Annotated in this window: 23 protein-coding genes; 11 read left to right on the top strand and 12 right to left on the bottom strand. The window is 67.6% G+C overall.

All coding sequences use genetic code 11. From position 1 onward, the window contains the following. Nucleotides 1–7: 7 nt before the first annotated feature. Nucleotides 8–1,345 (bottom strand): phosphoglucosamine mutase, encoded by a 1,338-nt coding sequence (gene glmM / locus G524_RS0109705; protein ID WP_027443540.1) that lies wholly within the window; start codon nucleotides 1,343–1,345, stop codon nucleotides 8–10. A 97-nt stretch (nucleotides 1,346–1,442) separates the two neighbouring features. Between glmM and G524_RS15555 the strand changes: the two genes are divergently transcribed. Both G524_RS15555 and G524_RS0109695 read left to right on the top strand, forming a co-directional pair. Further along, nucleotides 1,443–2,702: a dicarboxylate/amino acid:cation symporter gene (locus G524_RS15555; RefSeq protein WP_036857758.1), complete on the top strand. Its 1,260-nt coding sequence runs from the start codon at nucleotides 1,443–1,445 to the stop codon at nucleotides 2,700–2,702. Between the two features lie 70 nt (nucleotides 2,703–2,772). Further along, nucleotides 2,773–3,381, top strand: coding sequence for a superoxide dismutase (locus G524_RS0109695; RefSeq protein WP_027443539.1), 609 nt, complete (start codon nucleotides 2,773–2,775; stop codon nucleotides 3,379–3,381). Nucleotides 3,382–3,543: 162 nt separating this feature from the next. Here G524_RS0109695 and G524_RS15550 read toward each other — a convergent pair whose 3' ends face one another. Beyond that, nucleotides 3,544–4,101, bottom strand: coding sequence for a sigma-70 family RNA polymerase sigma factor (locus G524_RS15550; RefSeq protein ID WP_156894065.1), 558 nt, complete (start codon nucleotides 4,099–4,101; stop codon nucleotides 3,544–3,546). Between the two features lie 80 nt (nucleotides 4,102–4,181). Then, nucleotides 4,182–4,427 (bottom strand): NepR family anti-sigma factor, encoded by a 246-nt coding sequence (locus G524_RS15545; protein ID WP_036857726.1) that lies wholly within the window; start codon nucleotides 4,425–4,427, stop codon nucleotides 4,182–4,184. A 207-nt stretch (nucleotides 4,428–4,634) separates the two neighbouring features. Here G524_RS15545 and G524_RS15540 point away from each other — a divergent pair, with 207 nt between their 5' ends. Continuing rightward, complete coding sequence (locus G524_RS15540; protein WP_084625131.1) at nucleotides 4,635–6,374, top strand: CHASE domain-containing protein; 1,740 nt, start codon at nucleotides 4,635–4,637, stop codon at nucleotides 6,372–6,374. Here the strand turns inward: G524_RS15540 and G524_RS0109675 are convergent. After that, nucleotides 6,371–7,162: a response regulator gene (locus G524_RS0109675; RefSeq protein WP_027443538.1), complete on the bottom strand. Its 792-nt coding sequence runs from the start codon at nucleotides 7,160–7,162 to the stop codon at nucleotides 6,371–6,373. The genes G524_RS15540 and G524_RS0109675 overlap by 4 nt on opposite strands. 341 nt (nucleotides 7,163–7,503) lie before the next feature. Beyond that, a complete protein-coding gene (locus G524_RS0109670; protein ID WP_245561343.1) occupies nucleotides 7,504–8,736 on the bottom strand; it encodes an N-acetyltransferase in 1,233 nt (410 codons plus the stop codon). Nucleotides 8,737–8,813: 77 nt separating this feature from the next. Between G524_RS0109670 and G524_RS0109665 the strand changes: the two genes are divergently transcribed. After that, nucleotides 8,814–9,905 (top strand): fatty acid desaturase family protein, encoded by a 1,092-nt coding sequence (locus G524_RS0109665; protein ID WP_027443536.1) that lies wholly within the window; start codon nucleotides 8,814–8,816, stop codon nucleotides 9,903–9,905. Between the two features lie 18 nt (nucleotides 9,906–9,923). Here G524_RS0109665 and lptG read toward each other — a convergent pair whose 3' ends face one another. The 6 genes from lptG to G524_RS0109635 all read right to left on the bottom strand — a co-directional run bounded on the left by lptG (nucleotide 9,924) and on the right by G524_RS0109635 (nucleotide 16,371). Then, nucleotides 9,924–11,030 (bottom strand): LPS export ABC transporter permease LptG, encoded by a 1,107-nt coding sequence (lptG, locus tag G524_RS0109660; protein ID WP_027443535.1) that lies wholly within the window; start codon nucleotides 11,028–11,030, stop codon nucleotides 9,924–9,926. Nucleotides 11,031–11,037: 7 nt separating this feature from the next. Then, the gene (gene lptF, locus G524_RS0109655; RefSeq protein WP_036857724.1) at nucleotides 11,038–12,303 is read right to left on the bottom strand and encodes an LPS export ABC transporter permease LptF; all 1,266 of its coding nucleotides are present in this window, start codon (nucleotides 12,301–12,303) and stop codon (nucleotides 11,038–11,040) included. Between the two features lie 93 nt (nucleotides 12,304–12,396). Then, a complete protein-coding gene (locus tag G524_RS0109650) occupies nucleotides 12,397–12,903 on the bottom strand; it encodes a DUF427 domain-containing protein (RefSeq protein ID WP_245561342.1) in 507 nt (168 codons plus the stop codon). A gap of 13 nt (nucleotides 12,904–12,916) precedes the next feature. Continuing rightward, entirely contained in the window at nucleotides 12,917–13,321 is a 405-nt protein-coding gene (clpS, locus tag G524_RS0109645; protein ID WP_425387216.1) for an ATP-dependent Clp protease adapter ClpS, read from the bottom strand. A 217-nt stretch (nucleotides 13,322–13,538) separates the two neighbouring features. Beyond that, on the bottom strand, nucleotides 13,539–14,357 hold the full coding sequence (locus G524_RS0109640) for a phasin family protein (protein ID WP_051221098.1): 819 nt from the start codon (nucleotides 14,355–14,357) through the stop codon (nucleotides 13,539–13,541). Nucleotides 14,358–14,496: 139 nt separating this feature from the next. Next, complete coding sequence (locus G524_RS0109635) at nucleotides 14,497–16,371, bottom strand: PHA/PHB synthase family protein (protein ID WP_036857755.1); 1,875 nt, start codon at nucleotides 16,369–16,371, stop codon at nucleotides 14,497–14,499. 183 nt (nucleotides 16,372–16,554) lie between these two features. Between G524_RS0109635 and G524_RS0109630 the strand changes: the two genes are divergently transcribed. From G524_RS0109630 to G524_RS0109600, 7 genes are all read left to right on the top strand, one after another. Continuing rightward, a complete protein-coding gene (locus tag G524_RS0109630) occupies nucleotides 16,555–17,754 on the top strand; it encodes an LL-diaminopimelate aminotransferase (protein ID WP_027443529.1) in 1,200 nt (399 codons plus the stop codon). 188 nt (nucleotides 17,755–17,942) lie between these two features. Then, nucleotides 17,943–18,500: a hypothetical protein gene (locus G524_RS15535; RefSeq protein WP_245561341.1), complete on the top strand. Its 558-nt coding sequence runs from the start codon at nucleotides 17,943–17,945 to the stop codon at nucleotides 18,498–18,500. A gap of 26 nt (nucleotides 18,501–18,526) precedes the next feature. Then, on the top strand, nucleotides 18,527–18,871 hold the full coding sequence (locus G524_RS0109620) for a hypothetical protein (RefSeq protein ID WP_027443528.1): 345 nt from the start codon (nucleotides 18,527–18,529) through the stop codon (nucleotides 18,869–18,871). A gap of 13 nt (nucleotides 18,872–18,884) precedes the next feature. Beyond that, nucleotides 18,885–19,412, top strand: coding sequence for a hypothetical protein (locus G524_RS16325; RefSeq protein WP_051221094.1), 528 nt, complete (start codon nucleotides 18,885–18,887; stop codon nucleotides 19,410–19,412). Between the two features lie 33 nt (nucleotides 19,413–19,445). Next, nucleotides 19,446–19,868: a JAB domain-containing protein gene (locus G524_RS0109610; protein WP_027443527.1), complete on the top strand. Its 423-nt coding sequence runs from the start codon at nucleotides 19,446–19,448 to the stop codon at nucleotides 19,866–19,868. 50 nt (nucleotides 19,869–19,918) lie between these two features. Continuing rightward, nucleotides 19,919–20,251 carry a winged helix-turn-helix domain-containing protein gene (locus G524_RS15525; protein ID WP_051221093.1) on the top strand — a complete coding sequence of 111 codons (333 nt, stop codon included), beginning with the start codon at nucleotides 19,919–19,921 and terminating at the stop codon, nucleotides 20,249–20,251. An 82-nt stretch (nucleotides 20,252–20,333) separates the two neighbouring features. Next, nucleotides 20,334–21,167 carry a crotonase/enoyl-CoA hydratase family protein gene (locus tag G524_RS0109600; RefSeq protein ID WP_051221090.1) on the top strand — a complete coding sequence of 278 codons (834 nt, stop codon included), beginning with the start codon at nucleotides 20,334–20,336 and terminating at the stop codon, nucleotides 21,165–21,167. Between the two features lie 13 nt (nucleotides 21,168–21,180). Here G524_RS0109600 and G524_RS0109595 read toward each other — a convergent pair whose 3' ends face one another. Next, nucleotides 21,181–22,353 carry a phospholipase D-like domain-containing protein gene (locus G524_RS0109595; RefSeq protein ID WP_036857750.1) on the bottom strand — a complete coding sequence of 391 codons (1,173 nt, stop codon included), beginning with the start codon at nucleotides 22,351–22,353 and terminating at the stop codon, nucleotides 21,181–21,183. Nucleotides 22,354–22,428 lie beyond the last annotated feature (75 nt).

Here is a 22,428-nt window from a genome sequence, read left to right as displayed (position 1 = left end):
CGCGCGCCTAGGCCGCGGCCCTCACCGCGGCGCAGATGCTGTCCACCACGCCTTCCACCTGCGTCGGATCGTCGCCCTCGGCCATCACCCGGATCACCGGCTCGGTGCCCGAGGGACGGATGACGAGGCGCCCGCGCCCGGCAAGGGCAGCCTCGGCCTCGGCAATCGCGGCGACCACCTGCGGGTGCTCGAGCGGCCTTCCGCCTTCGTAGCGCACGTTCTTGAGCAGCTGCGGCACAGGATCGAAGACGTGGAGCACCTCGCTCGCCGGGCGGCCGGCGCGCACCAGACTGGCGAGCACCCGCAGCGCCGCCAGCGTGCCATCGCCGGTGGTGGCATGGTCGAGCAGGATCATGTGCCCCGATTGCTCGCCCCCGACATTGTATCCGCCTGCGCGCATCGCCTCGAGCACATAGCGATCGCCCACCTTGGTGCGCACCAGATCGAGCCCGCGCCCGGCCAGATAGCGCTCGAGCCCGAGATTGCTCATCACCGTGGCCACCACGCCGCCGCCCCTGAGCGCCCCCTTGTCCTGCATCCGGGTGGCTATCAGCGCCATGATCTGGTCGCCATCAACCGCGCGGCCCTTCTCATCGACCACGATCAGACGGTCGGCATCGCCATCAAGGGCAATGCCGATATCGGCGCCCTCCTCCACCACCTTGGCCTGGAGCGCGGCGATCGCGGTCGAACCGACCCCGTCGTTGATGTTGGTGCCATTGGGGCTGACGCCGAGCGCCACCACCTCGGCCCCCAGCTCCCAGATCGCCGAAGGGGCGACCTGATACGCCGCCCCGTGGGCGCAATCGACCACCACCTTGAGGCCATCGAAGCGGATTTCCGCGGCGACCGACTGTTTGACGCTATGGATATAGCGCCCGCGGGCATCCTCGATCCGGCGCGCGCGCCCGATCGATTCGGCCGGGGCGAGCGGGATTTCGGTTTCCATCAGCCGCTCGATCTCGGCCTCAGCCTCGTCGGAAAGCTTGAAGCCATCCGGGCCGAAAAGCTTGATGCCATTGTCGGCAAAGAGGTTGTGGCTGGCCGAGATCATCACGCCAAGGTCAGCGCGCATCTCACGGGTGAGCAGGGCAATCGCGGGGGTGGGCAGCGGCCCGGTCATGATCACGTCGATGCCCACGCTGGTGAAGCCCGCCACCAGCGCGCTTTCCATCATGTAGCCCGATAGGCGCGTGTCCTTGCCGATCACCACCCGGTGGCGGTGGCCGCCGCGCAGGAAATGGCGCCCGGCGGCCTGCCCGACCTTCATCGCGGTCGTCGCGGTCATCACGCCGGCATTGGTGCGCCCCCTGATCCCGTCGGTTCCGAACAGCTTGCGGCTCATGTCCCCCGTCCTTGCGCCCGATGGCGGCGATTGTCTTGCGCTTGTGGCGCGGTTATCGCGCAAAGGAAAGGGCCCGCGCCCGCACAAGGAACGGAAATTGCACGAGAGCACACAGGCGAGCGCCCCCTTCACGCTGGTCGAGATCCGCCTGCCGGTGGCGCTGACCTTTGCTGCGCTGGTGGGCGGGCTGGTGGCAGGAATCGCCGCGGGCAGGCTCGGCGCGCCGAGCCTTGCGGGCGAGCTTGCCGCACTGGTGGGCGGGCTGTGGCTGCGCGCCCTGCAAATGACGATCATTCCGCTGGTCGCCGCGCTGTTGGTGCTGGGCCTCGTGCAGATGATCCGCGCCGCCCGGGTGGGGCAGGTGGCGCGCCGGCTGATCACCATCCTCATCGCCGCGCAGCTTGCCGGCGGGGCCTTTACCACGCTGGTCATGCCCATGCTGCTGCGCGCCTGGCCGGTGCCCGCCGGGGCCGAGTCCTTCCTTGCACAGGGGCGCGCCGAGGTGGGCACCGTGCCCGAGGTGCTCGACTTCCTCGCCTCGCTGGTCTCCTCCAACATCATCGCTGCCGCGGCCGAAACCGCGATGCTGCCGCTCACCCTGTTCTTCGTGATGCTGGCGGTGGCGCTCACTCGCCTGCCGAGCGAGCAAGGGGAGCGCCTCATCGGCCTGTTCCACGCGCTCGGCAATGCCATGCTGCTGATCATCGGCTGGGTGCTCGCCGCCGCCCCGGTGGGAGTCTTCGCGCTGGCCTATGGGGTGGGGGTGGAAAGCGGCGGCGGCGCCTTTGCCGCGCTCGGGCACTATGTCATCACCGTCAGCCTGATGGGCAGCTTCGTGCTGGTCCTTGCCTATGCCATCGCAGCGCTCGGCGGGCGCGTGCCGCTCGCGCGCTTTGCCCGGGCTATGCTGCCCGCCCAGGCGGTGGCGCTGTCCACGCAGTCCTCGCTGGCGAGCCTTCCGGCGATGCTCGCCTCGGCCGCGCGGCTCGGCCTCAGCCCGGCCACCGCCGAATTCGTCCTGCCGCTCGAGGTGGTGGTGTTCCGCGCCACCAGCGCGGCGATGAACCTCGCGGTGGTCTATTACATCGCCGCGCTGGCCGGGATCGAGGTGCCGCTGGCGATCGGCCTTGCCGGCATCCTTGTCGCCAGCCTCATCAGCCTGTCGGCGGTGAGCCTTCCCGGATCGATCAGCTTTGTCGTCTCGATCGGGCCGATCGCCCATGCCATGGGCGTGCCGGTGGAGCCGCTGGCGCTGCTGGTGGCGGTGGAGATGCTGCCCGATCTGATGCGCACGCTCGGCAATGTCACCATGAATGTGGCCGTGGCCAGCGCGGTCGATCGCACCGCGCGGACTTGAAGCTGCAACCCTTAACGCGCATCTGCGTTGTCGCTATCAAGCTTCACACACTAGCCTTCCGGAGGATGACATGGCTTTCGCACTTGCCCCCCTACCCTATGCCGCTGACGCGCTTGCCCCGGCGATCTCGGCCGAGACGCTCTCGTTCCACCATGGCAAGCACCACCAGACCTATGTCGACAAGATGAACGCGGCGATCGCGGGGACCGAGCATGAAAGCAAGCCGCTCGAGGCGATCATCGCTGCCGCGCGCGGCACCAACCAGGGCCTGTTCAACAATGCCGCGCAGACCTGGAACCACGCCTTTTACTGGCACTCGCTGGCGCCCGAGAGCACCGCGCCCTCGGCTGAGCTTGCCGCCAAGATCGATGAGGCCTTCGGTTCGCTCGATGCGCTCAAGCAGCAATTGAAGGACCGCGGCGCCGGCCATTTCGCCAGCGGCTGGGTGTGGCTGGCCGAAAAGGACGGCAAGCTTTCCATCGAGGAAACCCACGATGCCGACACCCTCGCCGACAGCAGCATGAACCCGCTGCTCGTGCTCGACGTGTGGGAGCACGCCTATTATCTCGATCGCCAGAACAAGCGCCCGGCTTATCTCGATGCGGTGGTCGAAGGAAAGCTCAACTGGGCTTTTGCCAGCGAGAACCTGGCGCGCGGGACGGTGTGGACCTACGCCTGAGCTTACGTCGGCATTGAAGGAACGGGAGGCCCGGGGCAGCGCTGCCTCGGGCCTTTTTGCTTGCGCACATCATCGCTTTGGCGCTGGCGGCTCCCTCACCATGGGCAAGGATCGTGGATGATCGCGCTGCCCCCGCCCCTGCCCGAGCAGGCGGGCGGCAGGTCACCCCCGCGTGCTGGCAAGGTTGCCTGCGGCGACTTCCTCGAGTTCGTCGAGGATCGCCCGGTGGGCGGCCTCGTCGCTCGCCGAGCGGCGCGGGATGTTGCCGCTCGCCAGCATTTCGGTCAGCGCCGCGCGGGCGCGGCCGACCCGGCTCTTGATGGTGCCGACGGCGCAGCCGCAGATCTCCGCAGCTTCCTCGTAGGAAAAGCCTCCCGCCCCCACCAGCAGCAGCGCCTCGCGCCGCTCGGGCGGCAAGGTCAGAAGCGCGCGGTGCAGATCGGAAAGGTGGATCGGTTCCTCCTGCCCGGCGGGCGCAGTGAGGATACGTTCGGCCACGCCCTCATCATATTCGCCGCGAAAGCGGTTGCGGCGCATGTCGGTTAGGTAAGCGTTCCTGAGGATCACGAAGGTCCAGGCGCGCATCGAGGTGCCGGGTTCGAAGCGGTCCTGCGCCGCCCAGGCCTTGAGCAGGGTTTCCTGCACCAGATCGTCGGCAAGATCGGGCCTTCCGCACAGCCCGCGGGCAAAGGCGCGCAGGTGCGGCACAACTTCGGTCAGCTCGCGCTTGAAGCTCGCCTTGTCGAGCGCCGAGAGGCGGTCGCCCGGGGCGGGGCCGTCCTTGGGGGCGTGATCCGCGCTCACCGCTGGTCATCCGGCCTGGTGGCGGGACGCGCGGCCTTGGCGGCGCTGCCGCCGGGCGCTGCCCCCTGGCCGAGTTCGTCCAGCCGGTCGAGCAGGGCCTTGAAACTGTCGGGCAGGTCTTCCTCGACCACCGAATCGTAAAGCTGCTTGAGCCCATCGGCCCAATCGGGCGCGCGGCGCGGCGTCCGGTCGGCGCTGCCGCCGCGCCCCCTTGCCCCCTCATGATCCTGATCTGTGGCCATCCTGCCCTGAGCCTGCCCCTGATCCCGTTCCTCCGGGCTCCCTGCGAGTCCGGCCCCCGGCATGCTTGCGCCGGGCGCGGTTCCCGTCCCGATCGAACCGCATTGCCCATGGTGTTTGGACGATTCGGCAACGATGCGCTACCTGTTTGGTTCCGCTTGCAGCGCGGGCACGGCCAAGACAAACGGTCGGGCGCGGCGCAGGCGGGCATGGCACAGGCAGGATCAGGCACCATCGCAACGCGCAGCCTCAGCCCGGCAAGCGAGCCAGCCGCCCCCCCGCCGCCGCCTTCGGGCCGCGCGCGGCGCTGGCTGGTGCTCTATCCGCGCGCCATTCCGCTGACGATCTTCCTTGCGCTTGCGGCGATCACCGGCCTTAGCGTCTTTGCCATCGAGAGCAACGCCCGGGCGAGCGAGCGGGCGCAGATGCGCGAATATGCTCAGAGCGTGGCCGCCGCGCTCGACCGCAGCGGGAGCGGCTTTGCCTCATACCTGCGGGCCGGAGCGGCGTTGTTCTCGAGCCTCGAGGATGTCGATCCGGCCACCTTTGAGAACTTCGTGCGCGCGCTCAAGCTTGACCCGGAGATTTCCGGTGCGGAAGGAATCGGCTGGCTGCCGGTGCTCGAGCCGCGCGAACTGCCCGCCTTTCTTGCGCGCATCCGCCAGCGCCAACCCGATTATCCCGACATTCACCCCGCCCCTGCCAGCCAGAGCGCGCGGGTGGCGCCGGTGGCGATGTTCGCGCCGGCCACCGCAATCAGCCGCCGCGCGCTCGGCTATGACATGTATTCCGATCCGGCCCGCGCCGCGGCCATGGCCGAGGCCGAGCTGACGCTGCGCCCGGCTGCCTCGGGGCGGATCATGCTCGAGCAGGAAACGCCTGGCGGGGTGCCGACCTTCGCGATCTACATGCCCGCCTTCCGCATCGCCCCCGGGGGCGAGCGGCGATTGATCGGCTTTGTCTATACCCCGTTTCGTGCGCGCACCTTCCTTGACGCGGCGTTGGCGCGCGAAGGCCCTGCGCGCTTCGGCGTGCGGCTCTATGACGGCGAGGCGAGCACCGGGCACCTGCTGGTGGCACGGGCCAGCGGCGCCGATACCAGCGCGCGGGTGGAGCAGGAAGTCACCATCGCCGATCGCAAGCTCCTGCTGGTGGTCGAGAACGCCGATCCGGCGGTGCTCTCGCCGCTGTCGATGGTGACGCTGATGTTCGGCCTGGCGCTTGCCAGCCTGCTGATGCTGCTGGCGCGACTGCTGACGCAGCAGGCCTTCGAGGATCAGGCCCGGCTCGCCTTCTTCGAGGAGCAGCATTCGATCCGCAATTCGCTGGTGCGCGAGCTCAACCACCGGGTCAAGAACACGCTCGCCAACGTGCTTTCGATCATCGCGCTCACCCGCCGCCGCGCCAGCGGGCTGGCCGATTTTGCTGACAGTCTCGAAGGGCGCATCCGCGCGCTTTCGGCCACCCACGATCTGCTCACCGTCACCGATTGGGGCACCACCCCGATCCGCGCGGTGATCGAGGCGGAACTCCAGCACTTCCGCATCGCGCTGGGCGATGCCATCCTGCTCGAGGGGCCGGAGCTGGAACTGGCGCCCAATGACGCGCTGTCCTTCGGCCTTGCGATCCACGAACTGGCCACCAATGCCGCCAAGTATGGCGCGCTCAGCGTGACCGGCGGGCAGGTGACGATCCGCTGGCGCAAGGCAGGCGAGCACTTTGCCGAGGTCGAGTGGCAGGAGCGCGGCGGCCCGCCGGTCGCCGCCGAGCGCCGCCGCGGTTTTGGCACCGAGCTGATCGAGAAGGTCGTCGCCCACGAGCTGCGCCAGCCGGTGGTGCTCGATTTCGCCCCCGAAGGCGTGCGCTGCGTGCTCACCGTGCCGGTGAGGCGCCCGGCGGATTTCCACATCCGTGAGCGGCCCGCCGACCGGCGGGTGAGGAAGCCCTAGCCGAGCGGGCGGGTCGAACCGAAGAACAGCGCCTGGCTGATCGCCGCGCGCACCGTCGCTTCCTGGAAAGGCTTGGTGACAAGATAGGTCGGCTCGGGCCGGTCGCCGGTCAGCAGGCGCTCGGGGAAAGCGGTGATGAAGATCACCGGCATGGTCGCGATCGCGAGGATATCGTCCACCGCATCGAGGCCGGAGGAACCATCGGCAAGCTGGATATCGGCGAGCACCAGGCCCGGGGTGGCCTCGGCCACCGCGGCGCGCGCCTGGCTGCGGGTGGCGGCGGTGCCGCTGACGGAGTGGCCGAGGCTGGTGACGAGCTCCTCAAGCTGCATCGCGATCAGCGGCTCATCCTCGATGATGAGCACGCTGGTCGCCGCCTCGCGTTCGATCTCGGCGATCGCCTCGGCCACCATCGCCGCGATGTCATCGGGGGTGCGATCGAGGATCGCCGCAGCCTCGGCGTGGGAGAAGTCCTCGAGCGTGGTCAGCAGCAGCGCCTGGCGCGCCGGGGGCGTGATGGTGCCGAGCCGGGCCTGGGCCCCGGCCTCGTGCTCGCTCGAGGGCGCGCCGCCGACGATCGGGCCGGTGGCGCTCGCCCACAGTTTGCTGAAGGCGCGGTAAAGCGGCATTCGCCCGCCGGCAAGGCTGGCCTTGAGCGTCTCGTCAGCGAGCGCCACCTCGAGCAGCGCGCGCACGAAGGCATCGCCATCGGCCTGCGAGCCGGCCAGCGCGCGGGCATAGCGGCGCAGGTAAGGCAGGTTGGCGGCGATCTGGGCTGCGAGCGACATGGCATACTCCGCTTCGGTGAAGGGCCTTGGCCAAGGCCATAGCAACAACCGCAAGCACGCCATAGCGGTTCCGCCGTCACCTGCGGGCGCCCCCAGGCAAAGCACTGATCGGCATGATGATTTCGCGCCGACCCCGGGATAGCGACATTTTTTTCGCCGCGCGGGAACCGCAAGGGCTTTGCGGCATTATCGGCATGTCACCGCCGAGACCCCCCTCCCGTCCAAGCGGCTGGTGATACGATCCCGAAAGGCCCTCGTTGCGCAAGCAACGGGGGCCTTTTTTGTCTGGCCCGCATAACGCGTGGCCCGTGGCTCACATTGCTGCAACAGGCCTTGCCGGATCAGCCCAGCGCCTTGGCGTAGATCGCGTATTCGCGGTTGATCCTGCTCTCGATGGCATCGGCGATCGCCACCATCCCCTGATTGTCCTCGAGGATCCAGCCGATCTCGCCGCGCACCGAACCGAAGGTCTCGTGCGCCTCCTTGCGGATCGCGCTGATCATCATGAAGGCAAGCTGGCTGGCGAGACGCGAATTGTGCAGTTCCTTGAGCACCCCCATCAGCGGCACCCGCATCCCTGCATCCCGGGGGCGGCGCAGCCAGCGCAAGAGGTGCAGCCAGCCCAGCGGGAACAGCCTGCCCCTGATCCGCGCCAGCACGGCGTTCAGATCGGGAAAGGTGAGCATGAAGGCGACCGGGCGTCCGTCAAGCTCGGCGATCATGTTGAGCTCTTCAAAGATGATCGGGCGCAGCTTCTTGCCGGCATAGGCCACTTCCTCGGGCGTGAAGGGGACAAAGCCCCAATTGTCCGACCAGGCGTCGTTGAGGATGGTGAGCACGGTTGCCACCTCCTCGTCCCAGCGCTGCTTGTTGACGCGGCGCACATTGATGCGCGCATTGCGGTGGCCCGATTGCACGATGCGCTGCACCAGCGGGGGAAAATCGTGGCTGATATCGAGCTCGTAGGTGTAGAGCGTCTTGGCCCGGGCATAGCCTGCCCCCTCGATCCAGCCCGCATAATGCGGCGGGTGGTGGCCCATCATCAGCATCGGGGAATGATCGGCCCCGCGCACCAACAGGCCTGGCTCCTCCCAGATCGACAGCGAGATCGGCCCCAGCACCCGGCGCATCCCCTGCCCCACCAGCCAGGCTTCGGCGCTGGTCAGCAGCGCCCGGGCGATGTCCTCGTTCTCGGCATCGAAATAGCCGAAGAACCCCGTGCCCGGGCCAAAGCCCTGCTCAGGCGGCATGGCGAGCGCCAGCTCGTCGATATGGGCCGAGATGCGCCCCACTGCGCGCCCGTTCTGCCGGGCGAGGAACAATTGCACCCGGGCATGGCCGAAAAAGGGGTTCTTCTCCGGATCGACCAGTTCGAGCTGTTCGGAGCGCAGCTGGGGCACGAAATGGGGCAGGCGGTCGGAAAAGGCGCGCCCGCAATCGACAAAGGCAGCACGCCCGCGCTTGTCGGTGACCGGCTCGATGCTCAACTGTGCTGCGTCCGCCACGAGGAATGTTCCGTAATTGCTCCAGATCAAGGTGTCTGTGTCGCGCCGCGGCGATTGGCGCAAGGCCATCGATCACACTCACCAACAAGACGCGTTTGGCTTGGCCAGACAATTGGGCTAGGGCAACGCGCAAGGGCCTGCCGAAGATGACCATGCATCAGACCATCCCCGCCGCTGCCGCCCCCGCGCTGGCGCGGGCGACGCGCGCGCAGTTCATGGCCGAGGACGACAAGGCGATGCTGCGCGCCGCGCGCGAGCTGACGCGGGGGCTGGGCGAAGCGCGCCCGGCGATCTACTGGAGCGACATGCTGCTCTCGGCCGGGCTGGGCTATGCCGGGATTGCCACCGCGATCCTTGCCGAAGGCCTGCCCTTGCGCCTCGCAGCCGGGTTGGTCGCGGCGCTGGCGCTTTACCGGGCGCTGATGTTCATCCACGAGCTCACCCATATCCACCGCGATGCCCTGCCGGGCTTTCGCACCGCCTGGAACCTCATCGTCGGCATCCCGCTGCTCACCCCCAGCTTCATGTATGAAGGGGTGCACGTGATCCATCACAAGCGCACCCAATATGGCACGGTGGAGGACCCCGAATATCTGCCGCTGGCGCTGATGAAGCCCTGGAGCCTGCCGCTGTTCGTGATCGTGGCGCTGCTTGCCCCGTTGGCGCTGCTGGTGCGCTTTGCCGTGCTGGTGCCGCTGGGGGCGCTCATCCCGCCGCTGCGGCGGCTGACCTGGGAGCGCTTTTCGGCGCTGGCGATCAATCCGGCCTTCCGGCGCCGGGCGCCCGAGGGCGAGCTGGCCGCGCGGGTGCGCTGGCAGGAAGCCGGGGCGAGCCTGTGGGCCTGGGCGCTGATCGCCAGCATCTTTGCGCTCGGCTGGCAGCCGCTTGCGATCGCACTGGTGATCCTCTCGCTCAGTGCCCTCCTCAACCAACTGCGCACCCTGGTTGCGCATCTGTGGGAGAACGAGGGCGAGGCGATGACGGTGACCGCACAGTTCCTCGATTCGGTCAACGTTCCGCCGCCGGGGATCGCGGCGGAAATCTGGGCGCCGGTGGGGCTGCGCTACCACGCGCTCCATCACCTCATGCCCTCGATGCCCTATCACGATCTGCCCGAGGCGCACCGCCGCCTCACGCGCGCGCTGGGGCCGGGCTCGACCTATGAGGGCGCCAACCATCCGGGGATGCTGGCATTGATTGCGCGGATCGCAAGAAGCACGATGGGCCGGCGCGGCTGAGCCGCAAGGGCGACGCTGCTATTCCTCGGTGCGGATCAGCACCGTCTCGCCCACCAGCAGGAACAGCACGAAGGGCGCCCAGGCCGCAAGCAGCGGCGGATAGCCGCCAAAGCTGCCCATGGCGAGCGCGGCATTATCGACCACGAAATAGGCAAAGCCGAGCGCCATCCCGATCACCGCGCGCACGAACAACTGGCCCGAGCGCGCGAGGCCAAAGGCCGCGATCGAGCCCAGGAGCGGCATCAGCAAGGCCGAGAGCGGCCCTGAAAGGCGGTGCCACCACTTGGCCCTGAGTTCGTCAGTGTTGCGTCCGGCCGCGGCGAAGGCCTCGATCCGCCCGGCCAGTTCCCAAAAGCTGAGCGCATCGGCATCGACCGATTGCAGCATGATCCGCTCGGGGGTCAGCGCCTCCGCCACCACGGTATCGGGCCTCCTTTCGGTGATCGCGCTGGCGACATCGAAGCGCACCGGGCGTTCGAGCCGCCAGCCGGGATTGGCAAAGGTCGCCCGCGCGCTGCGCCACTGGGCGCGGATGATCCCGCCCGGGCCGCGCTCGTACCAGGTGACCCCGGAAAGCACGATGTCGCGCCCAGATCCGCTGAGCGTATTGGCGGCAAGCACATTGGCCCCGTCGACGAGATAGACCCCGGTGCGCACCTTGCCGCTGCCGGCCTCGGGCGGAATGGCGCCATATTCCACCGCCTCCCACGCCTTCAGCGCGGCATTGGCGCGGGTGGTGATGCGCTCGTTGAAGGCAAAGCTGACAACGGCCACCAGCCCGGCGGTGAGCAGCAGCGGAGCGAGCACCTGGTGCGCTGAGAGCCCCGCCGCCTTCATCGCCACCACTTCGGAGTTCTGGTTGAGCCCGACGAGGGTAATCAGCGTGGCGAGCAGCACCGAATAGGGCAGGAAGCGGCTGACGAGCTGCGGCAGGCGCAGGCTGGCATAGCGCAGGATCTCGGCCTCGCCATTGCCGGGGACAGCGAGGATCTCGCCGGTCGCCGAAAGCAGATCGAGCGCCAGCAGCACCAGCACCAGCATCACCAGCACCGCAAGGATGCGCACCACGAACAGCCGGGCAAGATAGAGCGTGAGCGTGCGCGAGGGGAAGAAATCGAGCTGCATTGCCAGCCTACTCCGCAGCCGCGGCCTCGGCGGCGGCGGGCGGGCGATAGGCCCGCTGCGGGCGCCGCGCGAACAGCTTGGCAAGGCGCTTGGCGAGCTTGTCGAAGGCGGTCTCGAGCGCGCCGATCGCCTGCCCCCCGGGGACAAAGGCGACGCGGTAATACATCCACACGATCAGTGCCGCGAAGACCGCGAAGGGCAGCCACAGCGCCAGCACCGGATCGACCCGGCCCAGCGCCGCTACGTCCTCGGCATATTGGTTGACCTTGTGATAGGCCACCACCATCACGATCGAGACGAACACGCCGAGCGCGCTGGTCGAACGCTTGGGCGGGATCGCCAGCGCCACCGCGAGGAGCGGCATCAGCAGCATCATCACGATCTCGACCAGGCGGAAGTGGAAGCTTGCGAGGCTCGCATCGCGCGCATCGGGCGCGCTGGCGTTGCTCCAGCCGATCCGAAGCAGTTCGGGCAGGATATATTCGCGGGTTTCATCGCCGCGGGCGCGGAACTTCTCGATCGCGGGCAAATCGATCGGCAGATCGTGGCGGCTGAAACTCAGCACGCGCGGCGTTGTCCCGCCTCCCGGGCGCCCGCTGGTGTCCTGGATGATGGTGCCTTCGGTAAGGCGCAGGATGATCGTGTCGGGATCGTCGCGGGTGGCGAGGAAGGCGCCTTCGCGCGCGCTGATCGAGAGCACCTGTCCGCGCTTGTCGGCCACCCGGGCAAAGATGCCGATGAGACGGCGCCCATCGTCCTCGCTCGCCTCGATCCTCAGGGCCATGCGATCAGCCAGGGTGTTGAACTCACCCACCTTGATCGAGGCGCCAAGGGCACCCGAGCGCAGCTCGTATTCGAGCTGCTCGTAATAATAGCGGCTCAAAGGCTGGACGTAGAAAACCAGCGCCGCATTGACCGCCACCAGCACCAGCGCGATGGCATAGGGCACCTTGAGCAGGCGGTTGTAGGACAGGCCGACCGCGCGCATCACGTCAAGCTCGCTGGTGGTGGCAAGCCGGCGGAAGGCGAGCAGCACCCCCAGAAGCAGGCCCAGCGGGATGGCAAGGCTGGCATATTCGGGGATCAAGGCACCCAGCATCTTGAACACAACTGCCACCGGCCCGCCTTCGACCGCGACGAAATCGAACAGGCGCAGCATCTTGTCGAGCATCAAAAGGCTGGCGGCGAGCGCGAACACGCCGAGCATCGGCACGATCACCAGCCGCAGGATATAGCGGTCGATGCTGGGCAGGAAGTTGAACACGAAGGCCATCCGTCGGTTGCGCTGCGGCCTTGGTGCCCTAGCCGCTTCGCGCGCGCGCGTCATGCCCCCAATTGCATATGTCCGGTCCGCCCGGGCGGGCCCTCACCAGAACTGGCTGCCGGGGATGCCCTTGAACGGCCCGGCCTCGCGCGAGGTGATCCAGCCGCCATAGAAGCCGCCGGGCTGGGGAATGACCTTCTCGCCATCGACGCGCACCTCATCACATGGCGCTGCATAGAAGGCGATGAAGCCGGCGATCGCGGCGAAGGCGGGGGTGGGGGCAGGATAGCTCCATCCGGCGCGCGCGATCCGCTCCTTGCCGATCACCACGTCCCAATAATGGGCCTGCCCCTTCCATTCGCACAGCGAGCGCGCCGGGTTGGGGAAAAGCCATGCCATCGCGATGTCCGCGGGCGGGATGTAGTAGGTGGGTGGATGGCTGGTCTCGAGCGTCCGCCAGGCCTTGCGGCTATCGGCCAGCACCACGCCCTTGTGGACGATGCGGATGTGCCGTGGGGTCGGTTCGACGATCGGCGGGCGAGGATAGTCCCACACGCTTTCCTGCCCGGGCCCGGGCGGATCGGGCACGGGGTGATGCGCCGGCCTCACCTGGCGGCGCGCCTCAGGCCTTCTCGAGCGTGCATTGCAGCGGGTGCTGGTTGGCCCGGGCGAAGTCCATCACCTGGTTCACCTTGGTTTCGGCCACTTCGTAGGTGTAGATCCCGCAGACCCCGACCCCGCGCTGATGAACATGGAGCATCACCCGCGTCGCCTGTTCGAGATCCATGCCGAAGAAGCGCTTCAGGACCATCACCACGAATTCCATCGGGGTGTAATCATCGTTGAGCATCAGCACCTTGTACTGGCTCGGCTTCTTGGGCTTGGTGCGGGTCTTGGTGGCGATGCCGACCTGGGTGCCGCCGCCGCCGTCCTTGCCTTCATCCTCCTCGCTGGCGCGCACGCCAAGCGCCAGCGACCGGCGCGGCGCGGCATGGGCGGCAAGGGCGTGAACCGGAGGCTGGGGCATGGGCCTACATTATGGGATTTGCTCGGCGCTGTTCAAGCCGTGATACGCACGGCCAGCGCGGCAGTTCCGCACCGCCCCCGGCAGGTATGGCGCGGCAAAAGGGCGCGCAGCAAAAGGGCCGAGCAAGCGCTGCTTGCTCGGCCCGGCGCCTTGCGGCGCGCTTTCGTGAACCGGGTTGGGAGAGAGAGGAGAGAGGCCCGGTTCAGAAACGGATGGCTCAGGCCGCCTTGGTGAACTTCTCGGTGGCGACGCTGACGCGGTTCGAAATCGGGGCGAAAGCGTCGTTGTAGAGCTTCAGCCAGGCTTCGGTGCGCTTCGAGCCGTAGGCAACCAGCGCATCGAAATTGCGGCGCGCAAGTTCACCCTGGAGCTGGAACAGCTCGGTCGGCGACTTGACCGCGGCGACCTTCTTGGCGTCTTCGGTGACGGTCTCGATCACGGTCTTGCCGGTCTCGATATTGTCCTTGAGCAGTTCCTGCGCGCCGGTGACGAAGATCTTGCCGCTTTCCACCACGGCTTCGACATTGGCCTTGGTGAATTCGGTGGCTTCGGCGGCGAGTTCGCCGGTCTTGGCGAAGGCGGTCTTGGCACGGGCCTGCACGTCGGCCAGCATTTCCTTGGCGCTGGCGGCGATGTCGATCTTCTTGGCGGTGGTCATGATGGTGTCCTTGAGCTTGGCAACGGGGTTGGCGGTGGTGGTGGCGGGCGCGGCAGGCTTGGCCGCGGCCTTCTTGGCCAGCACCGGCGCCTTGGCCGGCGCCTTGCTGGCGGCAGACTTCTTGGCCACGGGCTTGCGGGCCACAGCCTTCTTCGGCGCCTTCCTGCTCGCGGCAGCCTTCTTCAACGGGGCGGCCTTCTTGACCGGCGCTGCCGGCGCGGCGGGGGTAGGCGCGGACGCGGCCGGCACGACTTCGTCCTTGGCCTTGGGGGCAGCGGCAACCTTGGCCGCAGCCTCGGCATAGGCCTTTTCGGCAGCGGCATCGATCTTGGCGAGTGGCGCTGCGGCTTCGGTAGGCTTGTTCTCAACTTCGGACATGGCGACCTCGCTTCATGTTGCACTGCACAAAATAGTCAGTGCGCCTGCGAAGTCAAGCATTTTTGTGCAGTGCACAAAAATGCCTGTAATCTGCCTTTACTTCAACGCCTTGATTGCAGCACGGCAGGCCGCAGAGGCGCTAGCGGGTCTTGACATAGCGCCCCGGGGCATCCTCGATCACCTGGTCGCCCTTGCCGCCCGGCACGCGCTTTCCGGTCGCGGGCACGCGCGCCTCGCCCTGACGCTCGAGCCAGGCCAGCCAGTGCGGCCACCAGCTGCCCGGGTGTTCACTGGCCCCTTCCACGAAGGCCTTGAGCGAGGGCGCGCTGCTGTCGCCGGTCCAGTACTGATACTTGCCCGCCGCCGGAGGGTTAACCACCCCGGCAATGTGCCCGGAACCCGCCAGCAGGAACTCGATCGGGCCCTTGAAGTGGCGGGTGATGCGCCACACGCTCTCAGCCGGGGCGATGTGATCCTCACGCCCGGCCTGGACATAGGCAGGCGTGGTCACCCGGGTGAGATCGATGGGCGTGCCATCGGCTTCAAGCGCGTCCGGCACCACCAGCTTGTTGTCGCGATAAAGGTCGCGCAGATAGGCATTGTGCCACTTGGCCGGCAGGTTGGTGACATCGCCGTTCCAGTGCAGCAGGTCGAAGGCCGGATAGTCCTCGCCCAAGAGATAATTGTTGACGACGTAGTTCCAGATGAGGTCGCGGCTGCGCAGGGCGTTGAAGGTGGCAGCAAGATAGCGCCCATCGAGATAGCCATCGGGGCTGAGCTGGCCGATCAGTTCGAGCTGGGCATCATCGATGAAATTCTTGAGGTCCCCGCTCTTCTCGAAATCGACCTGCGCGGTGAAGAAGGTCGCGCTCCGAACCTTGTCGGCCTCGCCCCGGCGCGCGAGCACCGCAAGCGTTGCCGCCAGCGTGGTGCCGGCGACGCAGTAGCCGATGGTGTGCACCTGCTCCACCCCGAGCCGGGCGCGGACGAAATCGATCGTGTCGATCTGGGCGCGGATGTAATCGTCCCACACCACATCAGCCAGGCTCGCATCGGCCGAGCGCCAGCTGACCACGAACACGCTGATCCCCTGATCCACCGCCCACTTTATGAAGCTCTTCTTCGGCGTGAGATCGAGGATGTAGAAGCGGTTGATCCACGGCGGGAAGATCACCAGCGGCACCTCAAGCACCTCCTCGGTGGTGGGGGTGTACTGGATCACCTGGTAGAGCCGGGTCTCGTGCACCACCTTGCCCGGGGTTGCGGCAAGGTTCTCGCCGAGGCGGAAGGCGTGAGGATCGGTGTGGGTGAGCTGGCCGCGCTTCAGATCATTGATGAGGTGGCGCATCCCGCGCACCAGGTTGGCCCCGCGAGTCTCGATCGTGCGCTTCATCACCACCGGATTGAGCGCGAGGAAATTGTCCGGGCTCATCGCCTCGGCAAGCGCGCCCACGGCAAATTCGAGCTGCTGGCGCTTTTGCGGATCGAGGCCCTCGATATTCCTGACGGCCGAGCGGAAATAGTCGGCAAGCATCAGATAGGTCTGGTGGAGGAGCAGGAAGGCCGGGTGCGCGCGCCAGGCCGGATCGGCAAAGCGGCGGTCCTGCCGGGGGAGCGTGGCCGGATCGGGCGCCTCGGTCAGGGCGCCCCCCTTGGCGAAGCGCTCCACCAGCCCCGACCACAATTGCAGCTGTTCCTGCGCCAGGCGCGCCTGCGCCTCGATCAGCCCCTTGGGGCTGTGCCCCAGCATCGCCTGGGCGATCACCAGCCACTGTGCCGGATCGAGCGGATTGGCGCCCTTTGCCACCTTGGCGCTGGCGGCCTCGGCCTGGTGCGCGGCAAATTCGAGCCAGAGCTGCTGGAGCTGCGCGCCGGTGGCGGCCCATTCGGCCATTTCGCTGCTCTCCAGCCCCTGCTCCAGCAGCGCCTCTGCGGGCGCACCGCCCATCATCGCGCGCACCGCCTCGCCCTGCATCGCCACGAAGGCGGCGAGGTTCTCACGGGTGGTGGCCATCGGGTCGCTCTCATATGCCATCGCCGTTGGGATCCCTGCATAGCGTATGCGGCATAAGCAGTGCCGCGAATTTCCAGCCGCTTCAACTGCCGAAAACGCCTTTCCTCGCGCGGCGGTCTTGGCTTAGGGAGAAAGGCGGCGACGGCCTCATCGGGCGAGCGCAAGACAAGGTGATGACAATCGATGAATGACCAGTTCTATCGCATGAAGCGGATGCCCCCGTATGTGATCGCGGAGGTCAACGCCATGCGCCATGCCGCAAGGCTTGCCGGGCAGGACATCATCGATCTGGGCATGGGCAATCCCGATCAGCCCCCGCCGCAGCACGTGATCGACAAGCTGTGCGAAGTCGCCGCCAAGCCCGATGCCCATGGCTATTCGCAGTCGAAGGGCATTCCGGGGCTGCGCCGCGCGCAGGCGGGCTATTACGCGCGCCGGTTCGGGGTCGAACTCGATCCGGAAACCGAGGTGGTGGTGACGATGGGCTCCAAGGAGGGCCTCTCGAGCCTTGCCACCGCGATCATCGCCCCGGGCGATGTGGTGCTGGCGCCCAATCCCAGCTATCCGATCCACACCTTCGGCTTCATCATCGCCGGCGCCACGATCCGCTCGGTGCCGACCACCCCCGATGACCACTATTGGGAATCGCTCGAGCGGGCGATGAACTTCACCGTGCCGCGCCCCTCGGTGCTGGTGGTGAGCTATCCTTCCAACCCCACCGCCGAGGTGGTCGATCTGCCCTTTTATGAAAGGCTGGTGGCCTGGGCGAAGGAAAACCACGTCTGGGTGGTGAGCGACCTTGCCTATTCCGAGCTCTATTTCGACGGCAAGCCCACCCCTTCGATCATGCAGGTGCCGGGCGCCAAGGACGTGGCGATCGAGTTCACCAGCATGTCCAAGACCTATTCTATGGCCGGTTGGCGGATGGGCTTTGCGGTGGGCAACCGCCAGCTCATTGCCGCGCTCACCCGGGTCAAGTCCTATCTCGATTACGGCGCCTTCACCCCGATCCAGGCGGCGGCCTGCGCCGCCTTGAACGGGCCGCAGGACATCGTCGAGGCCAACCGCGAACTCTATCGCCGCCGCCGCGACGTGATGGTCGAGGCCTTCGGCCGCGCCGGGTGGGAAATCCCGCCGCCGCCCGCCTCAATGTTCGCCTGGGCGCCCCTGCCCCCGGCGCTCAAGGCGATGGGCAGCCTCGAATTTTCCAAGCAGCTTCTCACGCATGCTCAGGTCGCGGTGGCCCCGGGCGTGGGCTATGGCGAGAATGGCGAGGGCTATGTGCGCATCGCCATGGTCGAGAACGAGCAGCGCCTGCGCCAGGCGGCGCGCAACATCCGCCGCTATCTCCAGTCGCTCGGAGTCAATTCCTCGGCCGCCTGATCCGACTACTCCAACATCAAGGCGCAGCGCAGACGACAGGAGAATTCCTGTCCAAAATGCGTTAGCTTGTGTGTAAGCCAAGCTGGACTGATGCCAGCGCTGGACGGATACCAAAGGCTGACTGACAGGGGAGGAACCGGATGCGGGGCCGAGCCGCACGGCGACTGACCGACAGACAGCGCGCCGTGATGGAGCGCATCGACCGCCGGGTGCCGATCAAGGTGATCGCGCAGGAACTCGGCGTATCCGAAACCCGAATCAACCAGCACATCCGCGCGCTCAAGGACGCCTATTGCGCGGCGAGCCTCGGCGAACTCGTCGAAAACTACCGCGCGACGCTGGCAGTTGCGGATGATCCCCCGACGCACCGCCCCTCTGCGCCGGCACAGCCGGTCTCCGCGATCGCTGAGCCCCCCTTGAGCGAAGCTGCATATACAAAAACGCAGCTTCAGCCCGCCGTCGATCCTGCCGATGGCTTGGGGCAGGACGACCCGGGGCAACTCGTGCTTGGCGATGCGGTGCCGCTGATTGAACAGGCACCCTGGCTCAGGCCCGGCGAGCCTCGGGTGGTCCCGGGGGCGCTCGATGGTGAAAACGCCGTCCTGCTGCGCCTTGCCGCGATCGTCGGGATCGCCGGCGGCATCCTCGCCGCGGTGGTGCTCACGGTCACCGCGGCGGTGGCGCTGAGCGAGGCGATGGACGGCAAGGCTGCCATCCCCCTGGGCCAATCGATCCGTCCCGGGTGAGCGCCGGGATCGGGGGGAAGAAAACGATGAACGACCGCATTATCTGTGACGCGCACAATCTCAAGAAGCTCATCCGCGAGGCCGAGGCGCTTGCCGACGAATCGATCATCGCCATGGCCCGGCTCAAACAGGCGATGCTGAGCGCGCGCCAGAACCCCGAAGTCGAGGTGCACACCGGACAGCGCGCGCTGATGCGCCTGACCGAGGCCGAAAGCCAGGCGCTCGCCATGTCCACCGCGCTGCTGAGGGTCCATGCCGAGCTCAGCAAGGTGGCCGAGGTCTATGCCGGGGGCGATCCGGGCATTCCCACCGAATTTCCCAAGACCGCCTTCGCCGATGCGCCCGCCCCGGTTGCGGAGACCGCCATCTGACCGGCGCAGCACCATGCTCGAATGGCTGAGCCTCTATCGCGCCGATGCGCAATACATCGCCAGCTTCGCCCTGGGGCTGGCGGTGCTGCGCTTCGGCGCAGGGCCGGAGCGGGCGGCGGGCCTCGTGTTCGTCGGCCTGCTGATCGTGCCCGCGATGCTCACCCGGCTGACCGGGCAGGACATCGCCTTGCTGTTCGGCAATCTGGCCTGGCTCTACACCCTGTTTGACATCGTCGCCGCGGCGGCCTTCATTGCCATCGCGCTCAAGGCCAACCGCAGCTACACGCTGTGGCTCGCCGGGTTCCAGCTGGTGGCACTCAGCGCCCATGTGGTGCGCGGGCTGGTCGATGCGGTCTCGCCGCTCGCCTATGCCATCCTTGCCATCGGCCCGTCCTATGGCCAGCTGCTGGTGCTCGCCGGCGGGCTGCTGTTCCACTGCCTGCGCCTGCGACGCTACGGCCCTTACCGCGACTGGCGCCCGCGCACCCCAGCGACGGGGCGCATCTGGAGCGCGGGCAACAGCGCCGGGCCGCATGGCTGACAGGCCTGCCCCCTGCTGCGGAGAACCACCGCGATGCTGACCCTCGCCCCTCAATCAGACAAGGCCCAGCGCCAAGCCGCCGAGCGCTGCGCCGCCGGGCTGATCGCCTATTTGCGCAGCGTGCTGCTGGCGCCGCCAGTGACCCATGAGCGCGGCCATGCGGTCTTCCTCGATGCCGCGCAGGGCTGGGCAGGCGATGCCCCTTTCGGCATGGGCGGCGAGGCGACGCTCACCTTGCGGATGCGCTCGCTGCTCGGCGAGGCGCTGCGGCGCGATGCCGCCGGCCTCATCCTTGCCCACAGTCACCCTTCGGGCCAGTGCCGCCCGAGCGGGCGCGACATCACCGCCACGCGCCGCCTGGCCGAAATCGCCCGGGCGCTCGACATCACGCTGGTCGATCACCTCATCTTCACCCGCGATGCGGTCTATTCGATGCGCGCCGGGGGGCTGCTGTGAACGCGGTGACTCCGTCCCAACCCCTCCCAGGGGCACCCGAAACGGCGCTGATGATGCCGCGCTTTCGCGAGGCCGGGGATGTCACGCTCGACCTGCTCCACCGTGACGGGCGGGTGGTGGACAGCTGGCTCGGGCTGCACCCGCGCGAATTTGCCCTGCTCTGGCGCCTTGCCGAGCAGCCGGGCGTGTGCGTGAGCCGCAAGCAGCTGCTCGCCGATGTGTGGCGCATCCGCTACGAGCCGCAGACCAACAGCCTCGCGGTGCATGTCGCGCGGGTGCGCGCCAAGCTCGAACCCTTCGGCCTCGCCCGGTTGATCGCCACCCACCCGGCGGGCGGCTATTTCCTCGATCCTGCCTCTGGGCACGCCGCCCCCGCCTGCTGAGCGCGCGCGGCGCTGGACTTGGGGCGAGGGATCGGCCAGTCTTGGCGGCGCCAACAGCCCTTGACGAGGAATGCCTGTCGCCATGTCCGCCGATCCCGTGTCTGCCACCATTTCCCACACCAGCAATGACCGTGTCGCCATCACCCTCGATGCCGAAGGCGTGGCCGAGGTGCGTCTCACCCGCGCCGACAAGCTCAATGCGCTCGATCCGGAGATGTTCGCGCGCATCATCGAGGCGGGCAGCACACTGCAACGCATGAAGGGGCTGCGCGTCGTGGTGCTCTCGGGCGAGGGCCGGGCCTTCTGCGCCGGGCTCGACCTGTCCAATTTCTCGCGCCAGCCCGCCCCGGACGAGCCAGCGCTGACCGAGCGCACCCATGGCAATGCCAACCGCGCCCAGCAGGTGGCCATGCAATGGCGCAAGCTGCCCGTCCCCGTGATCGCCGCGGTGCACGGGGTGTGCTTCGGCGGGGGCCTCCAGATCGCCAGCGGTGCCGACATCCGCATCGTTCATCCCCAGACCCGCATGGCGATCATGGAGATGAAGTGGGGCCTCGTGCCCGACATGGGCGGCTATGCGCTGTGGCGCGGGCTGGTGCGCGATGATGTGCTGCGCGAGCTGATCTACACCAATCGCGAATTTTCCGGTGCCGAAGCCCAGGCGCTTGGCCTTGCCACTCATGTCGATGACAACCCGCACGAACGCGCGCTCGCCATCGCCCGCCAGATTGCCAACAAGAACCCCCACGCGATCCGCGCCGCCAAGCGGCTGCAGGCGGCCATGTGGGAGCGCGAGACCGATGCGATCCTGATGGAGGAAAGCCTCGAGCAGCACGCACTGATGCGCAGCCGCAACCAGGTGGAAGCGGTGATGGCCGAGATGGAGCGCCGCAAGCCCCGCTTCGAGGACGTGTGAGGCGCGCGGTGGCCTAGCCGCTGGCGAGGCGGCTGACCCGATAGTCGGCCAGATTGAGCCAATAGGCGATGCCCCAACGCAGCCGGGCTAGCAGGGTGGCGTGCTCGGCATACCACTTGAGCGTCACCGGCTCGCTCGCCGCTTCGAGATGGTCGATCAGGGCGCGAAGGCGCGCCGCGAGCGCTTCATCCTCGATCCGCAGCATCAGCTCGACATTGATGCGCAGGCTCCGCTTGTCGAGATTGGCGCTGCCGACATAGCTCGCCCCGTCCACCACCAGCAGCTTCATGTGCAGCTTGCACGGCTGGAATTCGAACAGGCGCACCCCTGCCCGCAAGAGCTGGCCATATTGCAGCCGCGCCATGTCGATCGCCGCGGCGATGTCGGACTTGCCGGCCATCACCATCCGCACCGCCCCACGCCGGGCAACCCGGGCGATCTGGCGGCGGAAGCTGCGCGGCGGGGAGAAATAGGCGGTAACGGTATCGAGCCGCCGCGCTCGTGCGAGATCCTGCCGCAAGGCCCAGGCCCAATGCCCGCGCCGCACCAGCGGCCCGCCCACCAGCAGGCGCACCGGGCCGCTGCCCCCGTCCCAGTCCTTGACGATGTCGCGCAACCTTCTGAGCTGCGCCACGCGGCCCCGCGCCTCGTTCTCGGTCCACTCGGCCAGCAGCGCGAACCAGCGAACGAACTGGGCTGCCACGGGCCCTTCGACCAGCACGGAAAGATCGCACCAGCCATTCGCCTCTGGCGGCGCGAAATAGTGATCGGAGACATTGGCGCCCCCGGTCATCACCCGCGCGCCATCGGCAATGGCGAACTTCTGGTGGTTGCGCACGAGGTAGCGCGTGCCCCACTTGGGCGAGAACTCGGCAAAGCGCCCGCCGGCCGCACGCAAGGGGGCAAAGAAGCCCGCTCCTGCATCATTGCCGAAGGCATCGACGATGAGGTGCACCGCCACGCCGCGCCGGGCTGCGGCCACCAGCGCATCGCGAACCCGGGTGCCGGATTCGTCATCGTCGAACAGATAGTAGAACACCTCGAGCCGCTCGCGCGCGCTGGCGATGAGGTCGATCAGCGCCGCCAGCCGGTCAGCCCCGCCGGGATAAAAGGTGAAGCTGTGATCCTGCGCCGCGATCCGGAAGGGCGGCAGATCGCAATAGGGCGTGGCGGCGGCATCATCCATGGCCAAGGGATCTAGAACCTTTTTCCCGGCGGCGAAATCACCCGCCCATCCGCAGACGGCCTTGCCAAAGCGCGC

Origin of the sequence: Erythrobacter cryptus DSM 12079, from assembly GCF_000422985.1 — a bacterium.
Taxonomy (GTDB): domain Bacteria; phylum Pseudomonadota; class Alphaproteobacteria; order Sphingomonadales; family Sphingomonadaceae; genus Erythrobacter; species Erythrobacter cryptus.
The sequence above is the reverse complement of the archived record's forward strand: the minus strand, read 5'-3'. Positions and strand labels throughout refer to the sequence as shown.

Excerpts from the sequence above, each read along its gene's own strand:
- glmM (WP_027443540.1), bottom strand. The coding sequence starts at position 1,345 with ATGAGCCGCAAGCTGTTCGGAACCGACGGGATCAGGGGGCGCACCAAT.
- G524_RS0109695 (WP_027443539.1), top strand. The coding sequence starts at position 2,773 with ATGGCTTTCGCACTTGCCCCCCTACCCTATGCCGCTGACGCGCTTGCC.
- G524_RS15545 (WP_036857726.1), bottom strand. The coding sequence starts at position 4,427 with ATGGCCACAGATCAGGATCATGAGGGGGCAAGGGGGCGCGGCGGCAGC.
- G524_RS15540 (WP_084625131.1), top strand. The coding sequence starts at position 4,635 with ATGGCACAGGCAGGATCAGGCACCATCGCAACGCGCAGCCTCAGCCCG.
- G524_RS0109675 (WP_027443538.1), bottom strand. The coding sequence starts at position 7,162 with ATGTCGCTCGCAGCCCAGATCGCCGCCAACCTGCCTTACCTGCGCCGC.
- G524_RS0109670 (WP_245561343.1), bottom strand. The coding sequence starts at position 8,736 with ATGGCCTTGCGCCAATCGCCGCGGCGCGACACAGACACCTTGATCTGG.
- G524_RS0109665 (WP_027443536.1), top strand. The coding sequence starts at position 8,814 with ATGACCATGCATCAGACCATCCCCGCCGCTGCCGCCCCCGCGCTGGCG.
- lptG (WP_027443535.1), bottom strand. The coding sequence starts at position 11,030 with ATGCAGCTCGATTTCTTCCCCTCGCGCACGCTCACGCTCTATCTTGCC.
- lptF (WP_036857724.1), bottom strand. The coding sequence starts at position 12,303 with ATGGCCTTCGTGTTCAACTTCCTGCCCAGCATCGACCGCTATATCCTG.
- clpS (WP_425387216.1), bottom strand. The coding sequence starts at position 13,321 with ATGCCCCAGCCTCCGGTTCACGCCCTTGCCGCCCATGCCGCGCCGCGC.
- G524_RS0109640 (WP_051221098.1), bottom strand. The coding sequence starts at position 14,357 with ATGTCCGAAGTTGAGAACAAGCCTACCGAAGCCGCAGCGCCACTCGCC.
- G524_RS0109635 (WP_036857755.1), bottom strand. The coding sequence starts at position 16,371 with ATGGCCACCACCCGTGAGAACCTCGCCGCCTTCGTGGCGATGCAGGGC.
- G524_RS0109630 (WP_027443529.1), top strand. The coding sequence starts at position 16,555 with ATGAATGACCAGTTCTATCGCATGAAGCGGATGCCCCCGTATGTGATC.
- G524_RS15535 (WP_245561341.1), top strand. The coding sequence starts at position 17,943 with ATGGAGCGCATCGACCGCCGGGTGCCGATCAAGGTGATCGCGCAGGAA.
- G524_RS0109620 (WP_027443528.1), top strand. The coding sequence starts at position 18,527 with ATGAACGACCGCATTATCTGTGACGCGCACAATCTCAAGAAGCTCATC.
- G524_RS16325 (WP_051221094.1), top strand. The coding sequence starts at position 18,885 with ATGCTCGAATGGCTGAGCCTCTATCGCGCCGATGCGCAATACATCGCC.
- G524_RS0109610 (WP_027443527.1), top strand. The coding sequence starts at position 19,446 with ATGCTGACCCTCGCCCCTCAATCAGACAAGGCCCAGCGCCAAGCCGCC.
- G524_RS15525 (WP_051221093.1), top strand. The coding sequence starts at position 19,919 with ATGATGCCGCGCTTTCGCGAGGCCGGGGATGTCACGCTCGACCTGCTC.
- G524_RS0109600 (WP_051221090.1), top strand. The coding sequence starts at position 20,334 with ATGTCCGCCGATCCCGTGTCTGCCACCATTTCCCACACCAGCAATGAC.
- G524_RS0109595 (WP_036857750.1), bottom strand. The coding sequence starts at position 22,353 with ATGGATGATGCCGCCGCCACGCCCTATTGCGATCTGCCGCCCTTCCGG.